Annotated in this window: 17 protein-coding genes; 10 read left to right on the top strand and 7 right to left on the bottom strand. The window is 69.4% G+C overall.

From position 1 onward, the window contains the following. The first annotated feature begins 10 nt into the window (after positions 1-10). Genes ACGGAQ_RS28580 through ACGGAQ_RS28565 form a run of 4 tightly spaced genes read left to right on the top strand, consistent with a single transcriptional unit; the run spans position 11 to position 4,085 of the window. Positions 11-1,366, top strand: a complete 1,356-nt coding sequence (locus tag ACGGAQ_RS28580) for an NtaA/DmoA family FMN-dependent monooxygenase (protein WP_393054490.1) — start codon at positions 11-13, stop codon at positions 1,364-1,366. Further along, a complete protein-coding gene (locus ACGGAQ_RS28575; RefSeq protein ID WP_393054488.1) occupies positions 1,363-1,878 on the top strand; it encodes a GNAT family N-acetyltransferase in 516 nt (171 codons plus the stop codon). The genes ACGGAQ_RS28580 and ACGGAQ_RS28575 overlap by 4 nt, the downstream gene beginning before the upstream one ends. Then, positions 1,875-2,942 (top strand): LLM class flavin-dependent oxidoreductase, encoded by a 1,068-nt coding sequence (locus ACGGAQ_RS28570; protein ID WP_393054486.1) that lies wholly within the window; start codon positions 1,875-1,877, stop codon positions 2,940-2,942. Before ACGGAQ_RS28575 ends, ACGGAQ_RS28570 begins: the two co-directional genes overlap by 4 nt. Positions 2,943-2,960: 18 nt before the next feature. Beyond that, positions 2,961-4,085: an LLM class flavin-dependent oxidoreductase gene (locus tag ACGGAQ_RS28565; RefSeq protein ID WP_393054484.1), complete on the top strand. Its 1,125-nt coding sequence runs from the start codon at positions 2,961-2,963 to the stop codon at positions 4,083-4,085. A 57-nt stretch (positions 4,086-4,142) separates the two neighbouring features. Here ACGGAQ_RS28565 and ACGGAQ_RS28560 read toward each other — a convergent pair whose 3' ends face one another. From ACGGAQ_RS28560 to ACGGAQ_RS28540, 5 genes are all read right to left on the bottom strand, one after another. Beyond that, entirely contained in the window at positions 4,143-5,369 is a 1,227-nt protein-coding gene (locus ACGGAQ_RS28560) for a primary-amine oxidase (protein ID WP_393054482.1), read from the bottom strand. A 10-nt stretch (positions 5,370-5,379) separates the two neighbouring features. Next, a complete protein-coding gene (locus tag ACGGAQ_RS28555; protein ID WP_393054480.1) occupies positions 5,380-6,075 on the bottom strand; it encodes a hypothetical protein in 696 nt (231 codons plus the stop codon). A 65-nt stretch (positions 6,076-6,140) separates the two neighbouring features. Continuing rightward, entirely contained in the window at positions 6,141-6,269 is a 129-nt protein-coding gene (locus ACGGAQ_RS28550; protein ID WP_357352364.1) for a hypothetical protein, read from the bottom strand. 31 nt (positions 6,270-6,300) lie between these two features. Next, the gene (locus tag ACGGAQ_RS28545; protein WP_393054478.1) at positions 6,301-9,810 is read right to left on the bottom strand and encodes an RHS repeat-associated core domain-containing protein; all 3,510 of its coding nucleotides are present in this window, start codon (positions 9,808-9,810) and stop codon (positions 6,301-6,303) included. A 315-nt stretch (positions 9,811-10,125) separates the two neighbouring features. Further along, positions 10,126-10,761 carry an HNH endonuclease family protein gene (locus ACGGAQ_RS28540; RefSeq protein WP_393054679.1) on the bottom strand — a complete coding sequence of 212 codons (636 nt, stop codon included), beginning with the start codon at positions 10,759-10,761 and terminating at the stop codon, positions 10,126-10,128. Between the two features lie 414 nt (positions 10,762-11,175). Between ACGGAQ_RS28540 and ACGGAQ_RS28535 the strand changes: the two genes are divergently transcribed. Then, positions 11,176-11,613, top strand: a complete 438-nt coding sequence (locus ACGGAQ_RS28535) for a hypothetical protein (RefSeq protein WP_393054476.1) — start codon at positions 11,176-11,178, stop codon at positions 11,611-11,613. Between the two features lie 77 nt (positions 11,614-11,690). Here the strand turns inward: ACGGAQ_RS28535 and ACGGAQ_RS28530 are convergent, their stop codons facing one another. Further along, the gene (locus ACGGAQ_RS28530; protein WP_393054474.1) at positions 11,691-12,410 is read right to left on the bottom strand and encodes a DinB family protein; all 720 of its coding nucleotides are present in this window, start codon (positions 12,408-12,410) and stop codon (positions 11,691-11,693) included. A 220-nt stretch (positions 12,411-12,630) separates the two neighbouring features. Here ACGGAQ_RS28530 and ACGGAQ_RS28525 point away from each other — a divergent pair, with 220 nt between their 5' ends. Further along, positions 12,631-13,284 carry a hypothetical protein gene (locus ACGGAQ_RS28525; RefSeq protein ID WP_393054472.1) on the top strand — a complete coding sequence of 218 codons (654 nt, stop codon included), beginning with the start codon at positions 12,631-12,633 and terminating at the stop codon, positions 13,282-13,284. 126 nt (positions 13,285-13,410) lie between these two features. Next, a complete protein-coding gene (locus ACGGAQ_RS28520) occupies positions 13,411-13,797 on the top strand; it encodes a VOC family protein (protein ID WP_393054470.1) in 387 nt (128 codons plus the stop codon). Positions 13,798-13,899: 102 nt separating this feature from the next. Here ACGGAQ_RS28520 and ACGGAQ_RS28515 read toward each other — a convergent pair whose 3' ends face one another. Then, positions 13,900-14,133: a hypothetical protein gene (locus tag ACGGAQ_RS28515; RefSeq protein ID WP_393054468.1), complete on the bottom strand. Its 234-nt coding sequence runs from the start codon at positions 14,131-14,133 to the stop codon at positions 13,900-13,902. Between the two features lie 204 nt (positions 14,134-14,337). Between ACGGAQ_RS28515 and ACGGAQ_RS28510 the strand changes: the two genes are divergently transcribed. The 3 genes from ACGGAQ_RS28510 (at position 14,338) to ACGGAQ_RS28500 (ending at position 16,952) form a co-directional block, all read left to right on the top strand. Continuing rightward, positions 14,338-15,099, top strand: a complete 762-nt coding sequence (locus ACGGAQ_RS28510; RefSeq protein ID WP_393054466.1) for a hypothetical protein — start codon at positions 14,338-14,340, stop codon at positions 15,097-15,099. 116 nt (positions 15,100-15,215) lie between these two features. Beyond that, positions 15,216-15,866 (top strand): hypothetical protein, encoded by a 651-nt coding sequence (locus ACGGAQ_RS28505; RefSeq protein WP_393054464.1) that lies wholly within the window; start codon positions 15,216-15,218, stop codon positions 15,864-15,866. Positions 15,867-16,064: 198 nt separating this feature from the next. After that, positions 16,065-16,952: an ATP-grasp domain-containing protein gene (locus ACGGAQ_RS28500; RefSeq protein ID WP_393054462.1), complete on the top strand. Its 888-nt coding sequence runs from the start codon at positions 16,065-16,067 to the stop codon at positions 16,950-16,952. Positions 16,953-17,181: the final 229 nt, after the last annotated feature.

The raw sequence follows: 17,181 nt of genomic DNA, 5'->3' as shown, positions 1-17,181 counted from the left end.
GGAGACCATCATGCCCAAGCAGATCATCCTGGCCGCGCACTTTCCCGGCGTGAACAACACCACCGTGTGGAGCGACCCCGCCTCCGGCAGCCAGATCGACTTCTCCTCCTTCGTCCACCTGGCCCGTACCGCCGAGCGTGGCAAGTTCGACTTTCTCTTCCTCGCCGAGGGGCTGCGCCTACGCGAGCAGCGGGGCCGCATCCACGACCTGGACGTCGTCGGACGCCCGGACACGCTGACCGTGCTCGCCGCCCTCGCGGCGGTCACCACCCACCTGGGTCTGGCCGGCACCCTCAACACCACCTTTCGGGAGCCGTACGAACTGGCCCGGCAGTTGGCCAGCCTCGACCACCTCTCCGGCGGGCGGGCCGCCTGGAACGTCGTCACCACCTCCGACGCGTTCACCGGCGAGAACTTCCGCCGGGGCGGCTACCTCGACCGGTCGCTGCGCTACGAACGGGCCGCCGAGTTCGTGCGTACCGCCCGGGAGTTGTGGGAGTCGTGGCCCGCGGAGGCGATCGTGGGTGACCGGGACGGCGGCCGGTACGTCACCGAGGCCGCGCCCGGCGCCTTCGCGCACCAGGGCGACCAGTTCGACATCGCCGGGCACTTCACGGTGCCCCGCAGCCCGCAGGTACACCCGGTGATCCTCCAGGCCGGCGACTCTCCCGACGGTCGCGAGTTCGCCGCGTCCAGCGCCGACGCGATCTTCTCCCGACACGGCACCCTGGAGGACGGCAGGGAGTTCTACCGGGACGTGAAGTCCCGCCTCGCCTTCTACGGCCGCCAACCCGACGACCTGTTGGTGATCCCCGGTGTCACGTTCGTGCTCGGCGACACCGACGCCGAGGCGCAGGAACGCGCGCACCACATCCGCCGGCAGCAGGTCAGCCCGCAGACCGCGATCCTGCTGCTGGAACAGCTCTGGAACCGGGACCTGTCCGGGTACGACCCGGACGGTCCGCTGCCCGCCGAGGATCCGGACGTCTCCGCCGACGCGATCAGCCGAGGCCGGGCCGGCATGTATCCCGACCCGGTCGGCACCGCCCGGCAGTGGCGGGCCCTGGCCGAGGAGAAGGGCCTCGGCATCCGCGACCTGATTATCGAGGTCACCGGCCGGCAGTCCTTCGTCGGCACCCCGCAGCAGGTCGCCGAGCGAATGAACCACTTCGTGCAGTCGGACGCCGCCGACGGGTTCATCCTGGTGCCGCACCTGACCCCGGGCGGGCTCGACGATTTCGTCGACCAGGTGGTTCCTCTGCTTCAGGAGCGTGGTGTCTTCCGCACCGAGTACGCCGGCACCACCCTGCGCGACCACCTGGGCCTCGGCCCTGCCCGCCCGGTCACCCGGGCCGGTGCGGCATGATCCCGCCGGTCACCGTCTGCCAGCGACGCTGGGCCGACCCGGACGCCGTCGCCCTGCGCGCGGCGATGACCGGGGAGATGCGCCAGCGGTACGCGGACCGCCCCGCAGACCCGATCCACCTGCCGGACGGGCAGGCTGTCACGCCGACCTCGGTCGCCTGGACCGGTGTGGCGTACACCGCCGACGCCACACCGGTCGCGCACGCCGCGCTGCGCTGGCACGGCCCCGACCTGGAACTCAAACGGATGTACGTGCAGCCCGCCCAGCGGGGGCGCGGCGTCGCCCAGGCGCTGCTCGACGCGATCCGGGAGACCGCCGGCCGGCTCGGTGCGGCGCGGATCGTGCTGCAGACCGGTGACCGGCAACCCGACGCGGTCCGCCGCTACGAACTGGCCGGCTACCGGCCGATCCCGGTGTTCGCCCCGTACGACGTGCTGCCGTACTCGCGGTGCTTCGCCCTGGTGGTGCGACCCACCCTCACCCTGCCCGCGAAAGTGACGGTGTCCGTGTGAAGTTCCTGCTGATCACCCTCATCACCCACCTGCCCGACCCGGTCACCGGCCAGCAGAGGAGCACCACCGAACGGTTCCGGGAGGTGGTCGACACAGCCGTCCTGGCCGAGGAGCTGGGGTTCGACGGGTACGGCGTCGGTGAACGGCACGAGCGCCCGTTCATCTCGTCGTCGCCGCCGGTGGTGCTGAGTCACATCGCGGCCCGTACCTCCACCATCCGGCTGTTCACCGCGGTCACCACGCTCAGCCTGCTCGACCCCGTCCGCGCCTATGAGGACTACGCCACCCTCGACCACCTCTCCGGCGGCCGACTCGAACTGATCATCGGCAAGGGCAACGGCGCCGCGCAGGCGCAGCTGTTCCACGTCACCGCCGACGACCAGTGGGACCGCAACCGGGAGGGCTACGAGCTGTTCCGCCGGCTCTGGCGGGAGGAGAAGGTCACCTGGTCCGGGACGTACCGGCCGTCGCTGACCGAGGCGGAGACCTGGCCGCGCCCGCTCCAGCAGCCCATCCGGGTCTGGCACGGCAGCGCCACCAGCAGAGAATCGGTCGACCTCGCGGCCCGGTACGGCGATCCGATCTTCTCAGCGAACGTCACCAACCCCATCGAGCCGTACGCCGAACTGATCCGCCACTACCGGGAACGGTGGGTGCACTACGGGCACGACCCGGCCGACGCCCTGGTTGGCGCCGGCACGGCCGGCTTCTACGTGGCCCGCACCTCGCAGGAGGCGATCGAGCGGTACCGGCCGATCTTCGACGCCCGGTTGGCCGCGTTCCGGCGGCTCGGCGTGCCACCGGTCTTCGACACCCTGGAGGACGCCATCGACCGCAGCTCGATCCTGGTCGGCAGCCCGCAGCAGCTCGTCGACAAGGTGCTGCGCTATCACGAGCAGTTCGGCCACGAGGTCATCCACCTGCAGGCCGACCACGACGGGCTGACCGACAAGCAGCACCGGGAGAGCCTGGAGTTGTTCCAGGCCGAGGTGGCGCCGGTGCTGCGCCGGGAGATCCCCAGCCGTCCCTTCGCTCCTCCGGTGACCACCGCCGCCACGGCCTGACCAGCAACGGAGACCACCATGCCCTCCACGCCCCTGTCCATCCTCGACCTCTCGCCGGTGCCCGCCGGCGGCACCGTCACCGACGCCCTGCGCAACACCGTCGACCTGGCCCGTCGGGCGGAACAGTCCGGCTACCACCGCTACTGGCTGGCCGAGCACCATCTCGCCGCCGGTGTCGCCAGCTCCGCGCCGGCCGTGCTCATCGGGCAGGTCGCCGCGGCCACCAGCGCGATCCGCGTCGGCTCCGGGGCCGTCCAGGTCGGTCACCGCACCGCCCTGTCGGTCGTCGAGGAATTCGGCACCCTCGCCGCGCTGCACCCCGGTCGCATCGACCTCGGGCTCGGCCGATCTGGTCAGCGGCGCGTCGAAGCCGCCCGGGAGCTGGCCGCGCCCGCCCCGCCACCGGTCCAGGCCCGGGTGGTCGACGGGCTGCTCATTCCGCCGCCGTTCTCCTACGCCCAGGTGCTCGCCTCACCGCGTTTCGCCCTGAGCAGCGCCCTGCTGCACCAACCGGGCGCCCAGCCACCGCCCTTCGCCGAACAGGTGGCCGACGTGCTGGCCCTGCTGCGCGGCGACTACACCGACGCCGACGGACTGGACGCGCATGCCGTGCCGGGGGAGGGCAGCGATCTCCAGGTGTGGCTGCTGGGCAGCAGCGGCGGGGAGAGCGCCCACCTCGCCGGCGCGCTGGGTCTGCCGTTCGCCGCCAACTACCACGTCAGCCCCTGGTCCGTCCTCGACGCGGTCGCCGCCTACCGGGCCGCGTTCCGACCGTCCGCGGCGCTCGCCAAGCCGTACGTTGTGGTCTCCGCCGACGTCGTCGTCGCCGACACCGACGACGAGGCACGCCGGCTCGCCACCCCCTACGGACCGTGGGTGCGCAGCATCCGCAGTGGCGACGGCGCGATCCCCTTCCCAACCCCGGAGCAGGCCGCGCAGCTGCCCTGGACAGACGATGATCGTGAGTTCGTCGCCGACCGGGTGGACACACAGTTCGTCGGATCACCCGGAACGGTCGCTGAGCGGCTGCACACGCTCCGCAACGTCACCGCCGCCGACGAACTGCTCGTCACCACGATCACTCACCGACATGCCGATCGGGTCAGCTCCTACGAACTGCTCGCCAAGGAGTGGAACGACTGACCCGGAGTGTGCAGGTTGGTCCACTGGCTGGGCGTCGTCAGCTCCTCACCGGGTGACTCAGGGACGGCCGTTGATGCTCGCGCGCGCGCTCGGGGCCAGCGGGTTGGTCGCGGTCAGGTCGCGGGGCAGCAGGTCGAACCCCTGCCAGTGCACGCGCATCGGGCTCTGGTCCTCGTCGCGGGGAAGGTGGTGGAAGCCGATCCGAACCCAGAGCACCGGGTCGGTGAGCGGTTCGCCGTTCACGTAGTCCACCACGGACCGGGCCGCGCACTCCGGGTCCAGGTTGAACGAGGCGAACTTCTCGCATGCGCGGGCCTCGGTGACGGTCAGGTCGGGCGCCATCTCGGGCCGGCTCTCGTAGTCGTCGTTCGCGCCGGTCACGAGTTGGTAGGAGCGCGGGTGCCCGTCGGCGTTCGGCGCGGCGTCGCTGACCACCCGCCACCACCGGCGGTTCGCGCCGGTCAGCGCCCGTTCGGTGGGGATGGGGGTACGGGTGGTGGCGAGGATCGCCGAACGGCGGCCCTGCTGCCCGGTGGGGGCGGTGTCGAACTGCTCGATCCGTTCGCTGCCGAGGCCGGGATCGACCCGCCAGACCGCGTTGTGGTGGTGCGCGGCGGCGTGGTCGGTGGCACCCGGGCCGATCGGCTGGCCGTACCGCTCGGAGGTGTAGTCGGCCGGGGACAGGTCGCCGGTCGCGCCGAGCCGGGCGGTGAACCTGCCGTCGTCGCCGAAACGGTACTCGGTGACGTACTCGTACCAGCCGACCTTCGACACGGTCCGCAGCACCAGGTCGACGCCTTGGCGGGAGTAGAGGTAACCGTCGTCGGCGATACGCTGCGCCGGCCCGGTGGGCTCGGCGACGACGCAGAGGACCTTGCCGCCGTCGTATGGCGCGCGCCGCGACCCGCCGGGGCACTCGCGCTCGGGCAGCCGCTGCATCGCGTCGCCGCCGAAGCCGAACGAGGTGATGTCGTTCCACTCGGTGGTTCCGGTGTCGTACGGCACGTTGAGCTGGCCGAGCGTCACTGACTCCAGCACGGTGGCGATCGGGCTGCCCCGGAAGCTCAGCCGGACATCCTCCAGCACCAGGCCGGACTGTGGGTCCACGTGCCAGCACATCTCCCAGCGGGTGCCGCCGGGCAGCGTTTCACGGACGGTGGCCGCCGGGCCGCAGGCCGACGCGGCGCGTTCCTCGGCGTGGCCGGCGTTGGCACCGGCCAACCCGGAGGCCAGGACCAGGGACACTGCGGCGGACAGGGCGAGGGCCAGGCTGCGCTTGGTCATCGCGGGCTCCTCAGGGCAGGCGGACGACGGTGCCGGCGGACAGGTCGACGATCAGATCGGTGAGATCCACGTAGGGCTCGCCCGGCCGGTGCAGAAGCAGCAGCACGCAGCGATGAACGGCGCACGGCTCACCGGTGTAGGTCTGCGCGCCCGGCTGGAGCTCCGCCACCGTGGCCGGCGCGGCGCCGGTGGCCTGCCGGAACCGCTCGCGCATCAGGTCGCCGAGGTCGTGCCGCCAGAGCAGGTCCACGGCCGTCGCCACCTCGCGGGGCGTGGCCGGCGGCTGCATGCCGGTGGCGGCGAAGGTGCCGGTGACCCGGCCGGCGGTGAGGTCGACGGCGACCTTGATCAGCTTGTCGCCGCGGTAGTCGTAGCCGAGCACCTCGGCGCGGCGTGCGGTTCCGTCGCCCTCCGCGCGGCGGACGGTCAGCAGCTCGGGCCCGGCCGCTCCGGTGACGTCGGTGGGCCCGCCGGGACCGGCGGCCGTCAGCCCGGCCAGTGCCAGCTCGCGGGCCCGGGTGGTCTCGGTCGGGGTGAGTGGGTCCCGCCCGCTGCCGGTGGCCGGCACCGGAGCCTCGGGCGGGTCGGTTATCCGCGGCACGACGGGCCCGGGATCCTCCGCGCCGGCCGACGAGCCGAGCGTCCAGCCCAGTGCCCACATCCCGACCACCGCGGCGACGACGGTCGCGGCTGTTCTCTTCTGCATGTGCCGGCCCCCCATGGGTGTGCCGGGCCGGCCGGTGGCGGCCGGCCGGCCCGGGTGGTGCGGTGCTACTTGTTGCGCGAACGCAGGAACAGGATCACGACGATGGCGACCGCGACGAGGACGAAGAAGCCGATCAGCACAGGTGTGGCCACTGGTGACTTCGGTCCGCCGACCACGGCGAGGTTTTCCAACATGTCCATCTCCGTCCAATCAGGAGGGTGCGGGTCAGAACTTCTGTGTTCCCGAAAGTCCCAATGAACAACCCGCTCCTGTGCTGCCCGGGCTGACCGAGGCGCTGTACTCGTCCTCGCCGGTCTCCGCGGACTCCTCGACGTTGGCGTTGAACGGCCCCGCGCTGCACTGCCCGTACCCGCTGACGCCCTCCTCGACGGTGCCGCCACCGATCTCGCTGTTGAAACCGCCGCCGGCACCGACCCCGATGGTGCCGGTGATGCCCTGGTTGCCCTGGTCGTCGATCTCGTAGTTGAGACCGGCGCAGATGACGTAGCAGACCTCGAAGCCGATGCTGGCCACCACCAGGCCCGTCGGGTCGGAGTTGTTGATCGGGTCGGCGCCGGCGTACGCGTACCGGTTGCCCACGGTCGGGTCGCCGATCGTGTTGACGCTGTCCTGCTGGGTGAACCGGCCGATCTCCGGGTCGTACCACCGCTTGCCGAACTTGATCAGGCCGGTGCTGGCGTGCCTGAGCCCGCCGGCGTAGCCGATCGCGAACGAGTTGACCACCGGCTGGTTCGCCGTGGTGTTGGTGGTGCGGCCGTACGGGTCGTAGGTCCAGTGGCCGGCGTAGGTGCCGTTCTGGTTGGTCAGGCCGACCACCGAGCCGTTGCCGTCCAGCGTCGGGAAGTAGTGCACCCACTTGCCGGTCTTCTTCTCGTGGACCCGGACGCCGACCAGCGCGCCGGTGCCGTCGCGCTCCAGGAAGTGCGTGTCACCGTCGACGGCCTGGTAGTCCTCCAGCGAGGTGCCGCCCTGCGAACCGCGGCCCCAGGCGAAGTACATCTGGTCGTCCTCGGCCACCCAGGCGGAGTCCAGCTCGGACTGGTCACCGGTCAGGTAGTCGAAGTAGGCGTCCATGTTGCCGCTGCTCTTGTTGCCGGTCGTCTGCCCGGCGGCGTTGTAGTTGGCGCCGCGGGTGGCCGAGCCGGTGAGCTGGTTGCCCGCGCCGTCGTACGTGTAGCCGCTGGTGGTGATCTGGTTGCCGGAGTTGAACGTCAGCCGCTGCGTCTCGGTGCCGTTGACCTTGACGGTGGTGCGGTTGCCGTTGGCGTCGTAGGTGTAGTCGAACGAGCCGGGCGCCAGGTTGGTGGCCCTGGTGAGCCGGTTCGCCTTGTCGTACGTGTAGACCTGCACGACGCCGCCGCGGTGGTGCTCGGTCTGCCACTGACGCAGCGACGTGTCCTTCGACGTGTCGGTGGTGTCGCACGCGGCGGTGCCGACCCGCACGCTGTAGCAGTAGGAGACGTCGTACGTGATGAACTCCTGGTCGGCGTTGTTCACCCGCTCCCAGCGCTTGCTCGTGGTCCGGGTGATGCGGCCTGACTTGTCGTAGGTCAGCTTGGTGTGCGCCGTGGTGGTCGGCCCGGCGTCCTCGACGCTGAGTTTCGTGTCGGTGCGCCGGCCCTCCTTGTCGTACTCGAAGGTGTAGGTCGCGTCGTCGACCTCCATCTTCGTGAGCAGGTTGCGCTTGTCGTACGAGTAGACCGTGTCGCCCCGGTAGTCGCCGTGCAGCTTCGTGAGGTTGCCGGCCGCGTCGTACGTGTACTGGGTGAGGTAGTAGTCCGGCCCGCGCTGGATGAGCCGGTTGAGCCGGTCGAAGACGAACTTCTCGCCCTTGCCGTGGGTGCGCTCGATCAGGTTGCCGGAGCCGTCGTAGTCGTACTCCACCGACTCGGTGTCGTCGGAGTAGGACGTGCGCACCAGCCGGTCGTCGGTGTCGTACTCGTTGGTGGTGGTCCGCCCGCCGCCGTCGGTGGCGGTGCGCACCCGGCCGAACGCGTCGTAGGTGAACTCCCGCTTGGCCAGGCTGTTGCCGGTCGGCGGGGTGATCGTGATCAGCTGCTTGTTGCTGTTGTACGTGTAGTTCGTCGGGTTGCCGGTGTTCGCCGGGTCGGTGGCGGTCTTCACCGTGCCGTCACTGTTGTAGTCGACCTTGGCCTCGGCCGCCTCGGCGTTCTTCGCCGACAACTTGTTGCCGGCGCCGTTGTACGTGTAACTGCTCTGGTTCTTCTGCGCGTCCCCGCCACCCGAGGGCTGGAATCCGGCGGTCGGGTTGGACGTGGTGGGCGCGTTGTTGTACGCCGCCGTACTCGACGCCCCGGTCGGCGTGGTGGTCGAGGTCAGCGACTGGCCGTTGTTGGCGTCGTACTTGTTGCCGACGCTCTGCCCCATCGCGTCGGTCGAGGTCGCCACGTCGTGGTACGGGGTGTAGGAGCGGCTGCGCTCGTTGCCGTCCGGGTCGACCGCCTTGGTGATCCGCTTGTCGCCGTCCGTGGTGTAGGTGGTGTGCGCGACGTCCGACACCCGCTTGGTGATGTCGGTGTTCGGGTCGGCCACCTGGACCTCGCTGGACGACGTGTACGCCCACCGCGTGATCGCGAGCCGGCCGTCCGGGTTGTCCACCGACTCGTTCTCCAGCACCCGGACCACCGCGGCGACGCGATGCAGGCTGTCGTACTCGACCCGGGTCTCGGTGCCCGGCTCGGAGGCCAACCCGGTGGTGATCTGCTTGATCCGCTGCGACGAGTCGTAGGTGAACTTCACCGCGTGCCCGGAGGTGGGCATGATCTGCGTCAGGTTGCCCGCGTTGTTGTACGAGTAGATGACCTGGCGTGCGTTCGACGCGTCGATCGCCTGCTGGAGGCGCTGGATCCGGCCGTTCTTGTACGTCACCACGGCGGTACGCGCCCCGGTGGTACCCCGGTCGGTGACCACCTTGGTGAGCTCACCCGCGCTGTTGTACTGGTAGTCGATGACGTTGTCGTTGCGGTCCTCGACCTTGTCGAGCTGCCCGGACGAGGTGAAGTACAGGTCGCGCCCGTTGTTGCTCTCGGTGAACTTCCAGCCCGAGCCGTCCTGCTTCAGCGTGCCCTTGAACTCCTTGGGCGTGTCGTAGCCGCCGCTGATCGGCGTGAACGTGCCGACCAACCCGTCCGCCGCCACGTACGTCATCGAGTTGTCGTCGTTCTTGATGAGCTTGACGTCCGGGCCCGTGCGGGCCCGCCAGCCGCGCCCGTGCGCGCCGGTCTCGATCTCGCTGCCGACCAGCAGGCTGTTGAACGACGCACCCAGCACCACGTTGGTGCTGATGCCCGGCAGCACCAGGTCGGTGGTGCGCAGCAGCAGGTTGCCCGAGCCGGCGTGGACCTGGAGCACCACCCGGTCGGACAGGTCGAAGGTGGTGAACGTCGCGTTGTTCCCGGCACCCGTCCCCTTGGGCACCGACACCGCACCGGCGACCATCGCGAGCGTTCCCAGGCTGGGGCCGAGCGCGAGACGGCCGGAGCCGGGCGAGCCGGGCTGCCGCGGGGCGGCCTTGGGGGTCTTTCCCTGCGCGCCACTGGGGGCGAGCGCGAGACGGCCGGAGCCCGGTGAGCCGGGCTGCCCCGGAGCGGCCTTGGGGGCCTTCTCCGGAGCGGCAAGCGCCGACCCGGTCACCGGCATGAGAACGGTCGCGGCGGAAACCGCCGCGACCGTGAGCATTCTGAGGACACGCACTGCCGAACCTCCCCGTTGTCATGGCAAAGCATGGGAAGGCTCCCATCGAGATCGTTGGATGGTCTGCCCCGTCGGTGTCGTTTGCGCAGCATCCTCCATTGAGGACGATTGTCGTTGAGCAAGTAACGGATTTCGTGGTATTGGATCACAGATGGTGATCACGCTGGCGCGGCGACGGTGTGGTTCGAGGCAGGGCCCTCAGGTCTTCAAACGTCTTTGACAGCGCCCCGACCCGTGTGGCGCGTCGGGTCCTACTGAGCGCGACCCGGCCAGCCTGCCTGCATCGTTGGCGTGGCCGGCCGGGCGGCGCTCCCGTCAGGAGGAGCAGGTGTTGAGCATGCTCTGGAGCGCGGACTTCTCCGAGGACTGCAGGCTGAGGCTCCAGTTGTACTTCACAGTGATCCACATTTTGCTGTAGGTGCACCGGTACGACGACAGGGGCGGCTGCCAGGTGGAGGGGTCCTGGTCGCCCTTGGCCTGGTTGACGTTGTCCGTCACCGCGATCAGTTGCGGGTGGGTGAGGTCGTTGGCGAAGCTCTGCCGGCGGCTGGTCGTCCACGAGTTGGCGCCGGAGCGCCACGCTTCGGCCAGGGGCACGACGTGGTCGATGTCGACGTCGGAGGCCGCCGTCCAGGTCGCGCCGTCGTACGGGCTGTACCAGCGGCCGGAGGTGGCGGCGCAGGAGCTGTCGACGACGACGGAGGTGCCGTCGCGCTTGAGGACCTGCTCGCGGGTGTTGCAGCTGCCGCTGATCGTGATCCAGTGGGGAAACAGTTCACGGGAGTAGCCGCTGGTCGAGCCCTGTGACGCCACCGTCAAGGCGTCGAGCTGCGACTGGGCCGTCGCCTTCGATGGAATTCCGGAAGGCGTGGCCGAGGCCGGCTGCGCACTCACGGCGGCCAGGCAGGTCCCTGCAAGGGCGGCGACCGCGAGCACGGCGGCGCGGTGCATGACAAGCGGGAGGGAAATGCCAGAGGGCACGATCGACATGGGCGACGACCTTTCATCAGTGGATGGACGGCAACCGTCCCTGATGATCATGTCAATCGATGATCACTCCCGTAAAGGATGCCGGTCTGGTCATTGACCATTGAGCATCTCCCGGCACCCGCCCTCTTCTGATGGACGACCGCCCGCCCTATCCAATGCTGTGCTTGCCGGCGTCGCTGTGGGTGGCGGCTCCGCGGGCCTCCGCGGGCCCGCCCCCCTGGGAGGATGTGGTCCCAGGTTGTCGGCTGCTGCCACCTGATGCAAAACCGCGTCGCTCGCAGCGGGTTCGGTGTGGTCCCTGGGGGAGGCGGCAGCCGTGCTTAGCTGGCCGTGCTGGCATCGCGTCGTTGCCTGATAGGCAGGGGAGGATGGGTCATGCTCCAGGCCTTCGTCGCGGAACCACCGTGCGCGGTGTGTGGGCGACCGGCAGCCCACGTCGAAATCGTCGCACCCACCTCCGAGCCGGTGGATTGGCAGCGCTGGTCACCGCCGCAGCGCGACGCCTACACCGCTGCCCGACAGCGTCACAGCGGCCAGCAGTGGTGGCTGCTGTACTCCGGGGTCGAGGCGGGCAACGGGTCCGGTCAACCGGTGGACGTGGCAGAGGCGCAACGGATAGCTGACGCCTTCGCCCAGCCGTACCGGTACGCCGCCGTGACCTCCGCAGGCTTCTACGACGACGCCGGATTCTGCGGCCCGTGCGACGCCCCGTACTGCTACCACCACTGGAACGTCACCCGCACCGGCTACGGGCAGTGCCCTCGCGGCCACGGCAAAAGCCTCGACCCACACTGGTGGCCACAGGAGCTATGAAGCCGAGAATCCGTACCCAGACTGCGGGGAGCGCGCTGGCCCATATCTTTTCCAAAGTGTCCGCTGGACACCGGACCTTATTCCTGCGCGTCGAGGTCGCGCAGTGCGAAGCGGAGGTGCTCCCACTCTTCGTCGAAGATCACGTGGAGGCAGTGCAGGACCCGCTCCTCGTGTTCGGGTGACCACGCGGTCGGCCGAGGCTCGTCGAGCAGCTCCGGCGTGACGCTCGCGAGAAAGTCCCGCACCATGGCCTGCCGCTCGGCACGCAGTTCGAGCACCTCGGCGAGACTCGGCTGCCCCGTGGCAAAGATCGACATGTCATATCCATCCGTCTCGTACTCGGCGTGCGGCTGCCCGAGCGGATGGAAGGGCTGCGGCAGGCGCAGGATCGCCTTGCCGAGCCATGCGTCGATGGCGAACGCGAGGTGGCGCAGGGTCTGCGCGAACGACCACTCGCCATCGATCGAGACGTCGGCGGTGCCCTCGGGCATGGACTCAACCCGGTCGACCGCGGCCGCCCAGGCCCGTTCGAGCGCCGCCCACGCCGTGCGCAAGCCATCGGGATCCTTGGCATGCTTCAGTTCGCGCCCGGGAAACCGCCGGTTGAGTTCGGCCTCGACGAGCGGCACGACGTCGACACCGTTGATGAACAGTGCGCCGTCCGCCAGCCACGGCGCATCGATATCGAGCCCGCGCACATCGACGCCGCGCATCACCGCACCGGCCAGCGTCGACCTGTTGAACCGCGCGCCCCGCAGGTCCCTATCGACGAACGTTGTGACGTCGTCCTGGGCCACGGCGCCCTCCCTCCCGTTGGCGATCGCGGCGATGCTAGCGGGCCGGTCCGACAACGATTGCGCGACGCGGCCAGCCCGGAGTCAACGAGCAACGACCGGCGCAGGGCGACGTCACCGTCGGCGCCGGCGGTCTGCGTGCCGTCGGCATCGAGATCTGCCGATGTGAGGACGGTCGGCTCGGTGACTGGTGGGCGAAGGTGACCCTGGCATCATCGGGGCAATGAGCGACTGGGAGGACTTCCTTCAAGAGGTGCCGTGGTTCCTCCGTCCCGGAGAGAGTGCCGTTGTGGGAGAGGCGCAGGCGTGGACCCGCGGATCAATCGACGGTTTGCCTGAACTCTCTGCGCTGCTTGCCTCGACGACCCTCACACCCGTCTCCGTCGGAGGCGACGCCTACGAGTTGCTGGCATGGGGATCATCGAAAAGTCGACGGGGATGGCTCTGCCGCCCGCCGCACGACGTGGACAGCGGCCCCGTCCCGTGGCCCCACAAGAGCGTCTGGAGGCTCTGCGGCGGGATCGTCGAACGGTTCCGCGAGCCCGACACCTGGTGGAACAACCAGAGCGAGGTGCTCACGGTTGACGCGGCGCACATAAGTGTCGCCGAGGTGCTCGCCGACTACGCATGGCTATGGGAGGACCATGGACTCGAACTCTCCGTCAACCCCGATGAGTACTACGCCGTGGCTGTGGAGGCCAACGGGAATCTGACGTTGGCGCATCGCGACGACGGCCGGCTCCTTCTCTTTGCACCAGACCACGCCTTCGTGAATGTCACGCCGTTGGCCGGCTCCCCGTCGTATTCGTTTCTTACGATCGATCATGTGCCCAACCTCGCTGCCTGGATAGAGGTATGTGCTGCGGCCTGGCGATAGCATCTGGCCGACGAGCGTCCGCATCTGCCGCGACGCGCGCACTCGACCAGACTCTCGGACGTCCGGCTCTGTCGATGAGCGGCTGTTCGCTTCGCGTTGCGCTCCGGATTGCCTACCCTTTTCCCTATGACCCTTATCTCCGTCATGCTCGCGGTGCCCGATGCCGCGGCAGCCTCTGCTTGGTACCAGCAAGCCCTTGGTGCCACTGAGCTGTGGAACCTGGGATCGGTTATTGGACTCCAGATCGACGGGGCGCCGTTCTTCGTCGCGGAGCCCGCGAACAACGGCTGGGAGAGCCCGACGGCGCTCGGCAGCACCTCGGCGCGGATCGAGGTGTTCGTCGACGATCCAGACGCTGTCGTCGGTGGTGCTGCTGAGGCAGGAGCCGACTACCACGATCCGGTACGCGACCACTCGGCGCCATGGGGCACGCACCGCCAGGGCGGCTTCTTCGACCCCTGGGGTCATCTCTGGCTCGTGGGAGACAAGTCGCCGCTACAGCGTCATCGGTAGTCGATGTGGCGTGGAGGGCGGACCGATCTCGACAGACCGCCGGGCTGAGAGAGCGTCCGGAACTGCCGCTGACCGTGCGCGCTGCGCCTCGGCGCCCGGTCGCTATGACAGTTCGTCGAACTTCTGGTGGTTGACTTCCAGGCGCTCTCCTGCGAAGTCGAGCACCACCGGGCAGTCAGCGAACCACTCGTCGCGGTCGTCATCCCACACCAGCCAGGTAGCGGTGAGCCGGCGGCCGACGAGGCTCTGCAGCCGTTGACGGTGGCGGTTGGCGATCTCGTCGACCCCGCTGAGCCAACTCGGGTGGTAACCAGCGATACCGAAGTCGAACGTCACCGGGGGATTGTGCCCGAGGCCTGTTCTCCCGTTAACAGTGCCGAAGCATGCCCGATGCGTGTCTGGCCGTGGGCTCTGCCTCGGGCAACTCGCGCGGAACCGGGGCGAGGACGAGCAGCGGGATTCGGGGTCGCCGGACCGGCGCCGACCGGGCATGATCCTCTAGGCACCGAACCCGACGGGCCCTTCATCCTGTGCGGGAAGATGCGCGACACCAGCTCATCTGGCCTGACAGAGCTTGGTCGTGCCGCTGAGGAGAACACTTTGCACTGCACGAGATGCGGAACCGAACTCGAAAGCCCTGGCCAAGGTCATACGTGCCGGTCTTCGACACCTCCACCCGCGCCCAGGACAGCGGGTTGGGACATTGCGACCTGGTTCGTAGCCGGTTTCGCCATCCTCTTCGCCCTAGCCGCGATCGCCGCAGCGATCCTCGGCAGCGCCGTGAGCGACCGTGCCCGCCCTCTGTCCCCGTCCGGCACCGGGGCAGCGATCGGTTACGTCCTGGCCAACCTGACTCTGATCGTCGCCGTCATCGGCCTGGGAATCAGCGGACTGATCTGGGGCCGTGGCACTCGTCAGATCGCCGAGGCGCACGGCTCCTCGGGCCGCTCGTACAGCCGCCACTGGGGCATACGCGTCTTCTCCTCCTGCGTCGTCTTGAGCGCCGCCACGGCATGGTTGGCCGCCGACCGAACCGCCCCGGCCGTCCTGTTCGGCCAGGCAACCCTGCGTACCCTCGGAGCCGCCGCGTTGATCGGTGGCGTGCTGCACAGCCGAAGGCGGGTTCTGCGGCTGATCGCCCACGTCGACCGCATCGTCGCCGGACACTACTCACCCGTCGCCGGGCAGGACCCGGCGTGGCCGTTGTCGCCCACTCCGACCAGCGACGACTGGAACGCCAGCCAGTGGGACCCGGACGTGTTGCGCGACATCGAAGCCCGCCGTCACCGCGACAGAACCTGATCTTGAGGGGCGGCCGGTCGCCAGCGCGATGACGGTCGCGTACGGCGGAGATCCGGATCTGCGGCATCGAGGCGTGCGACTGCGGGTTGATCTGCGCGGTCGGATAGGTTGCCGGCGTGGATATCCAGGTGCTCGAGGGTGCGTTCGTTGAGGTGCCGACGGCCGATGCCAGTGGCATGGACCGGCGGGCATTCGGCGAGTTCGTGGGGCCGCATGGGGAGTTGGCTTCGTACGCGTTCGGCTGGACCACCGGCTCGGACCCGCACGTCGCCCGGCTGTCCGTTGGGATTGGTGTCGGCAATCCGGGTGGTGGCACCTTCCACGCCGTCGTCTTCGCGAACGACGATGGTCATGCGTTCTCCCTGGTCGACGAGCCGTTCGAGCGGGTCCCACAGGGCGGCCCGGACCTGACCGCGGAGCAGTCGCGTGCCCATGAGGACCTGCCGTTCGTTTGGTGGGTGACCGACCATGTCATGGAGCACGACCGGCGAGCCTGGTGGATGCGGCACTGGCTGCTTGGCACGGTCTGTGTCCAGACCCCTGAGGTGTTCGAACGTCGTGAGCCTGTCTTGTTCGTCAGTCACGACGCGGACGACGGGGTCTGGCAGTTGGTCGGAGCCACCGACGCGAGCGGCAGCAACGGCAAAGTCGGGCACCTGCACCATGCCGTCGACGAGGACCCCAGCCTCATCGATGCTCTTGACCTGCGAGGTGGGCGCAGCGTGTCACGCGCGGGCGTCGGGAAACCCTGGACCGGCAACGTCTGATCCAAACGCGGATTTCCCCTACCGCCCTTCGGTCACGGCTGCTGAGAGTGGCGTACCGGTAGCCGGAAGGGCCTTACCGCATCGACGTCCGGGTGACGTCCACCTCGGGGGTCGTAGATCGGCGTGCGCTCGCCAGGCAGGTGCGGTGCGATGGCGCTCTGCCGGTTCCCGTGCACGGCGATACGGCGGGGAAATGACATGGAGGTTCCTTCCCGGGTCGGGGACGATACGGGGGTGATGCTGCTGGTGCCTGCGGATCCACTGCGACCGCGCCGTCCCGACGAGCACTTCAGGGCGGAGGCGGTCGCCGCTCGTGAGGCCGGGCTCGATGTGGCTGTTGTCGACCACGACGCACTGACCAGACCGGATCGTGCGGAGCACGCGGTGGCGTTGGTGCCGGCCGACGGTGAGGCTGTCTACCGCGGCTGGATGCTGCGCAGTGAGCAGTATGCGGCCTTCACTGAGGCGCTGGCCCGGCGCGGCGTGACGCTGCGGACCTCCGCCGAGCAGTACCGGCGGGCCCACGAGCTGCCCGGCTGGTATGCCGCCCTGGCGGCGCTCACCCCCGCGTCAGTGTGGACCAGAGGCGCCTCGCGAGCGGACTTCGATCGAGCGCGCGTCGAGCTGGGCACGGGCCCCGCCGTCCTGCGCGACTACACCAAGTCGATGAAGCACCACTGGCACGAGGCGGCGTTCATCCCCGACCTTGCCGATGGTGAGACGGCCTGGAAGGTGGCAAGCCGCCTGCGGCACCTGCGGGATGACGACTTCGCCGGCGGCTTCGTCCTCCGCCGCTATGAGCGATTCACCTCCGCCGAGGCGCGTACCTGGTGGGTCAACGGCGGCTGCGTCTTGGTCAGTTCGCATCCGGACACCCCGAACGACGTCCCGTCCCGCGACGTGGACCTCGACGCGGTCGCACCGATGATCGCCGCACTGGGTCTGCCGTTCATCACGGTGGACCTTGCCCTACGCGCCGACGGTGTCTGGCGGGTCATCGAGATCGGCGACGGGCAGGTCAGCGACCGTCCGGCCACCACCGAGCCCGGCAAGCTGATCACAGCGCTGCTCGCCCGCACCCACTGACTGTCACACGTGCACCGCCTACCGGGGCATCCGCTTCTGCCGCTGACAAGGCGCGGCGATCCTGACGACCAGGACAACCGCGAACCCCTCGGCCTCGACAAGCGCGACACCATCAGCTGACAGATCACCGGAGCGGGGGGGGGGGGGGGGGGGGGGGGGGGGGGGGGGGGGGGGGGGGGGGGGGGGGGGGGGGTGGAGTTTATTTTGTGGGGGGAGGGGGAGGGGGGGT

The sequence above is a fragment of the Micromonospora sp. NPDC047557 genome (assembly GCF_043205095.1).
Taxonomy (GTDB): Bacteria; Actinomycetota; Actinomycetes; order Mycobacteriales; family Micromonosporaceae; genus Micromonospora.
This window is presented reverse-complemented; position numbering and strand designations above follow the sequence as displayed.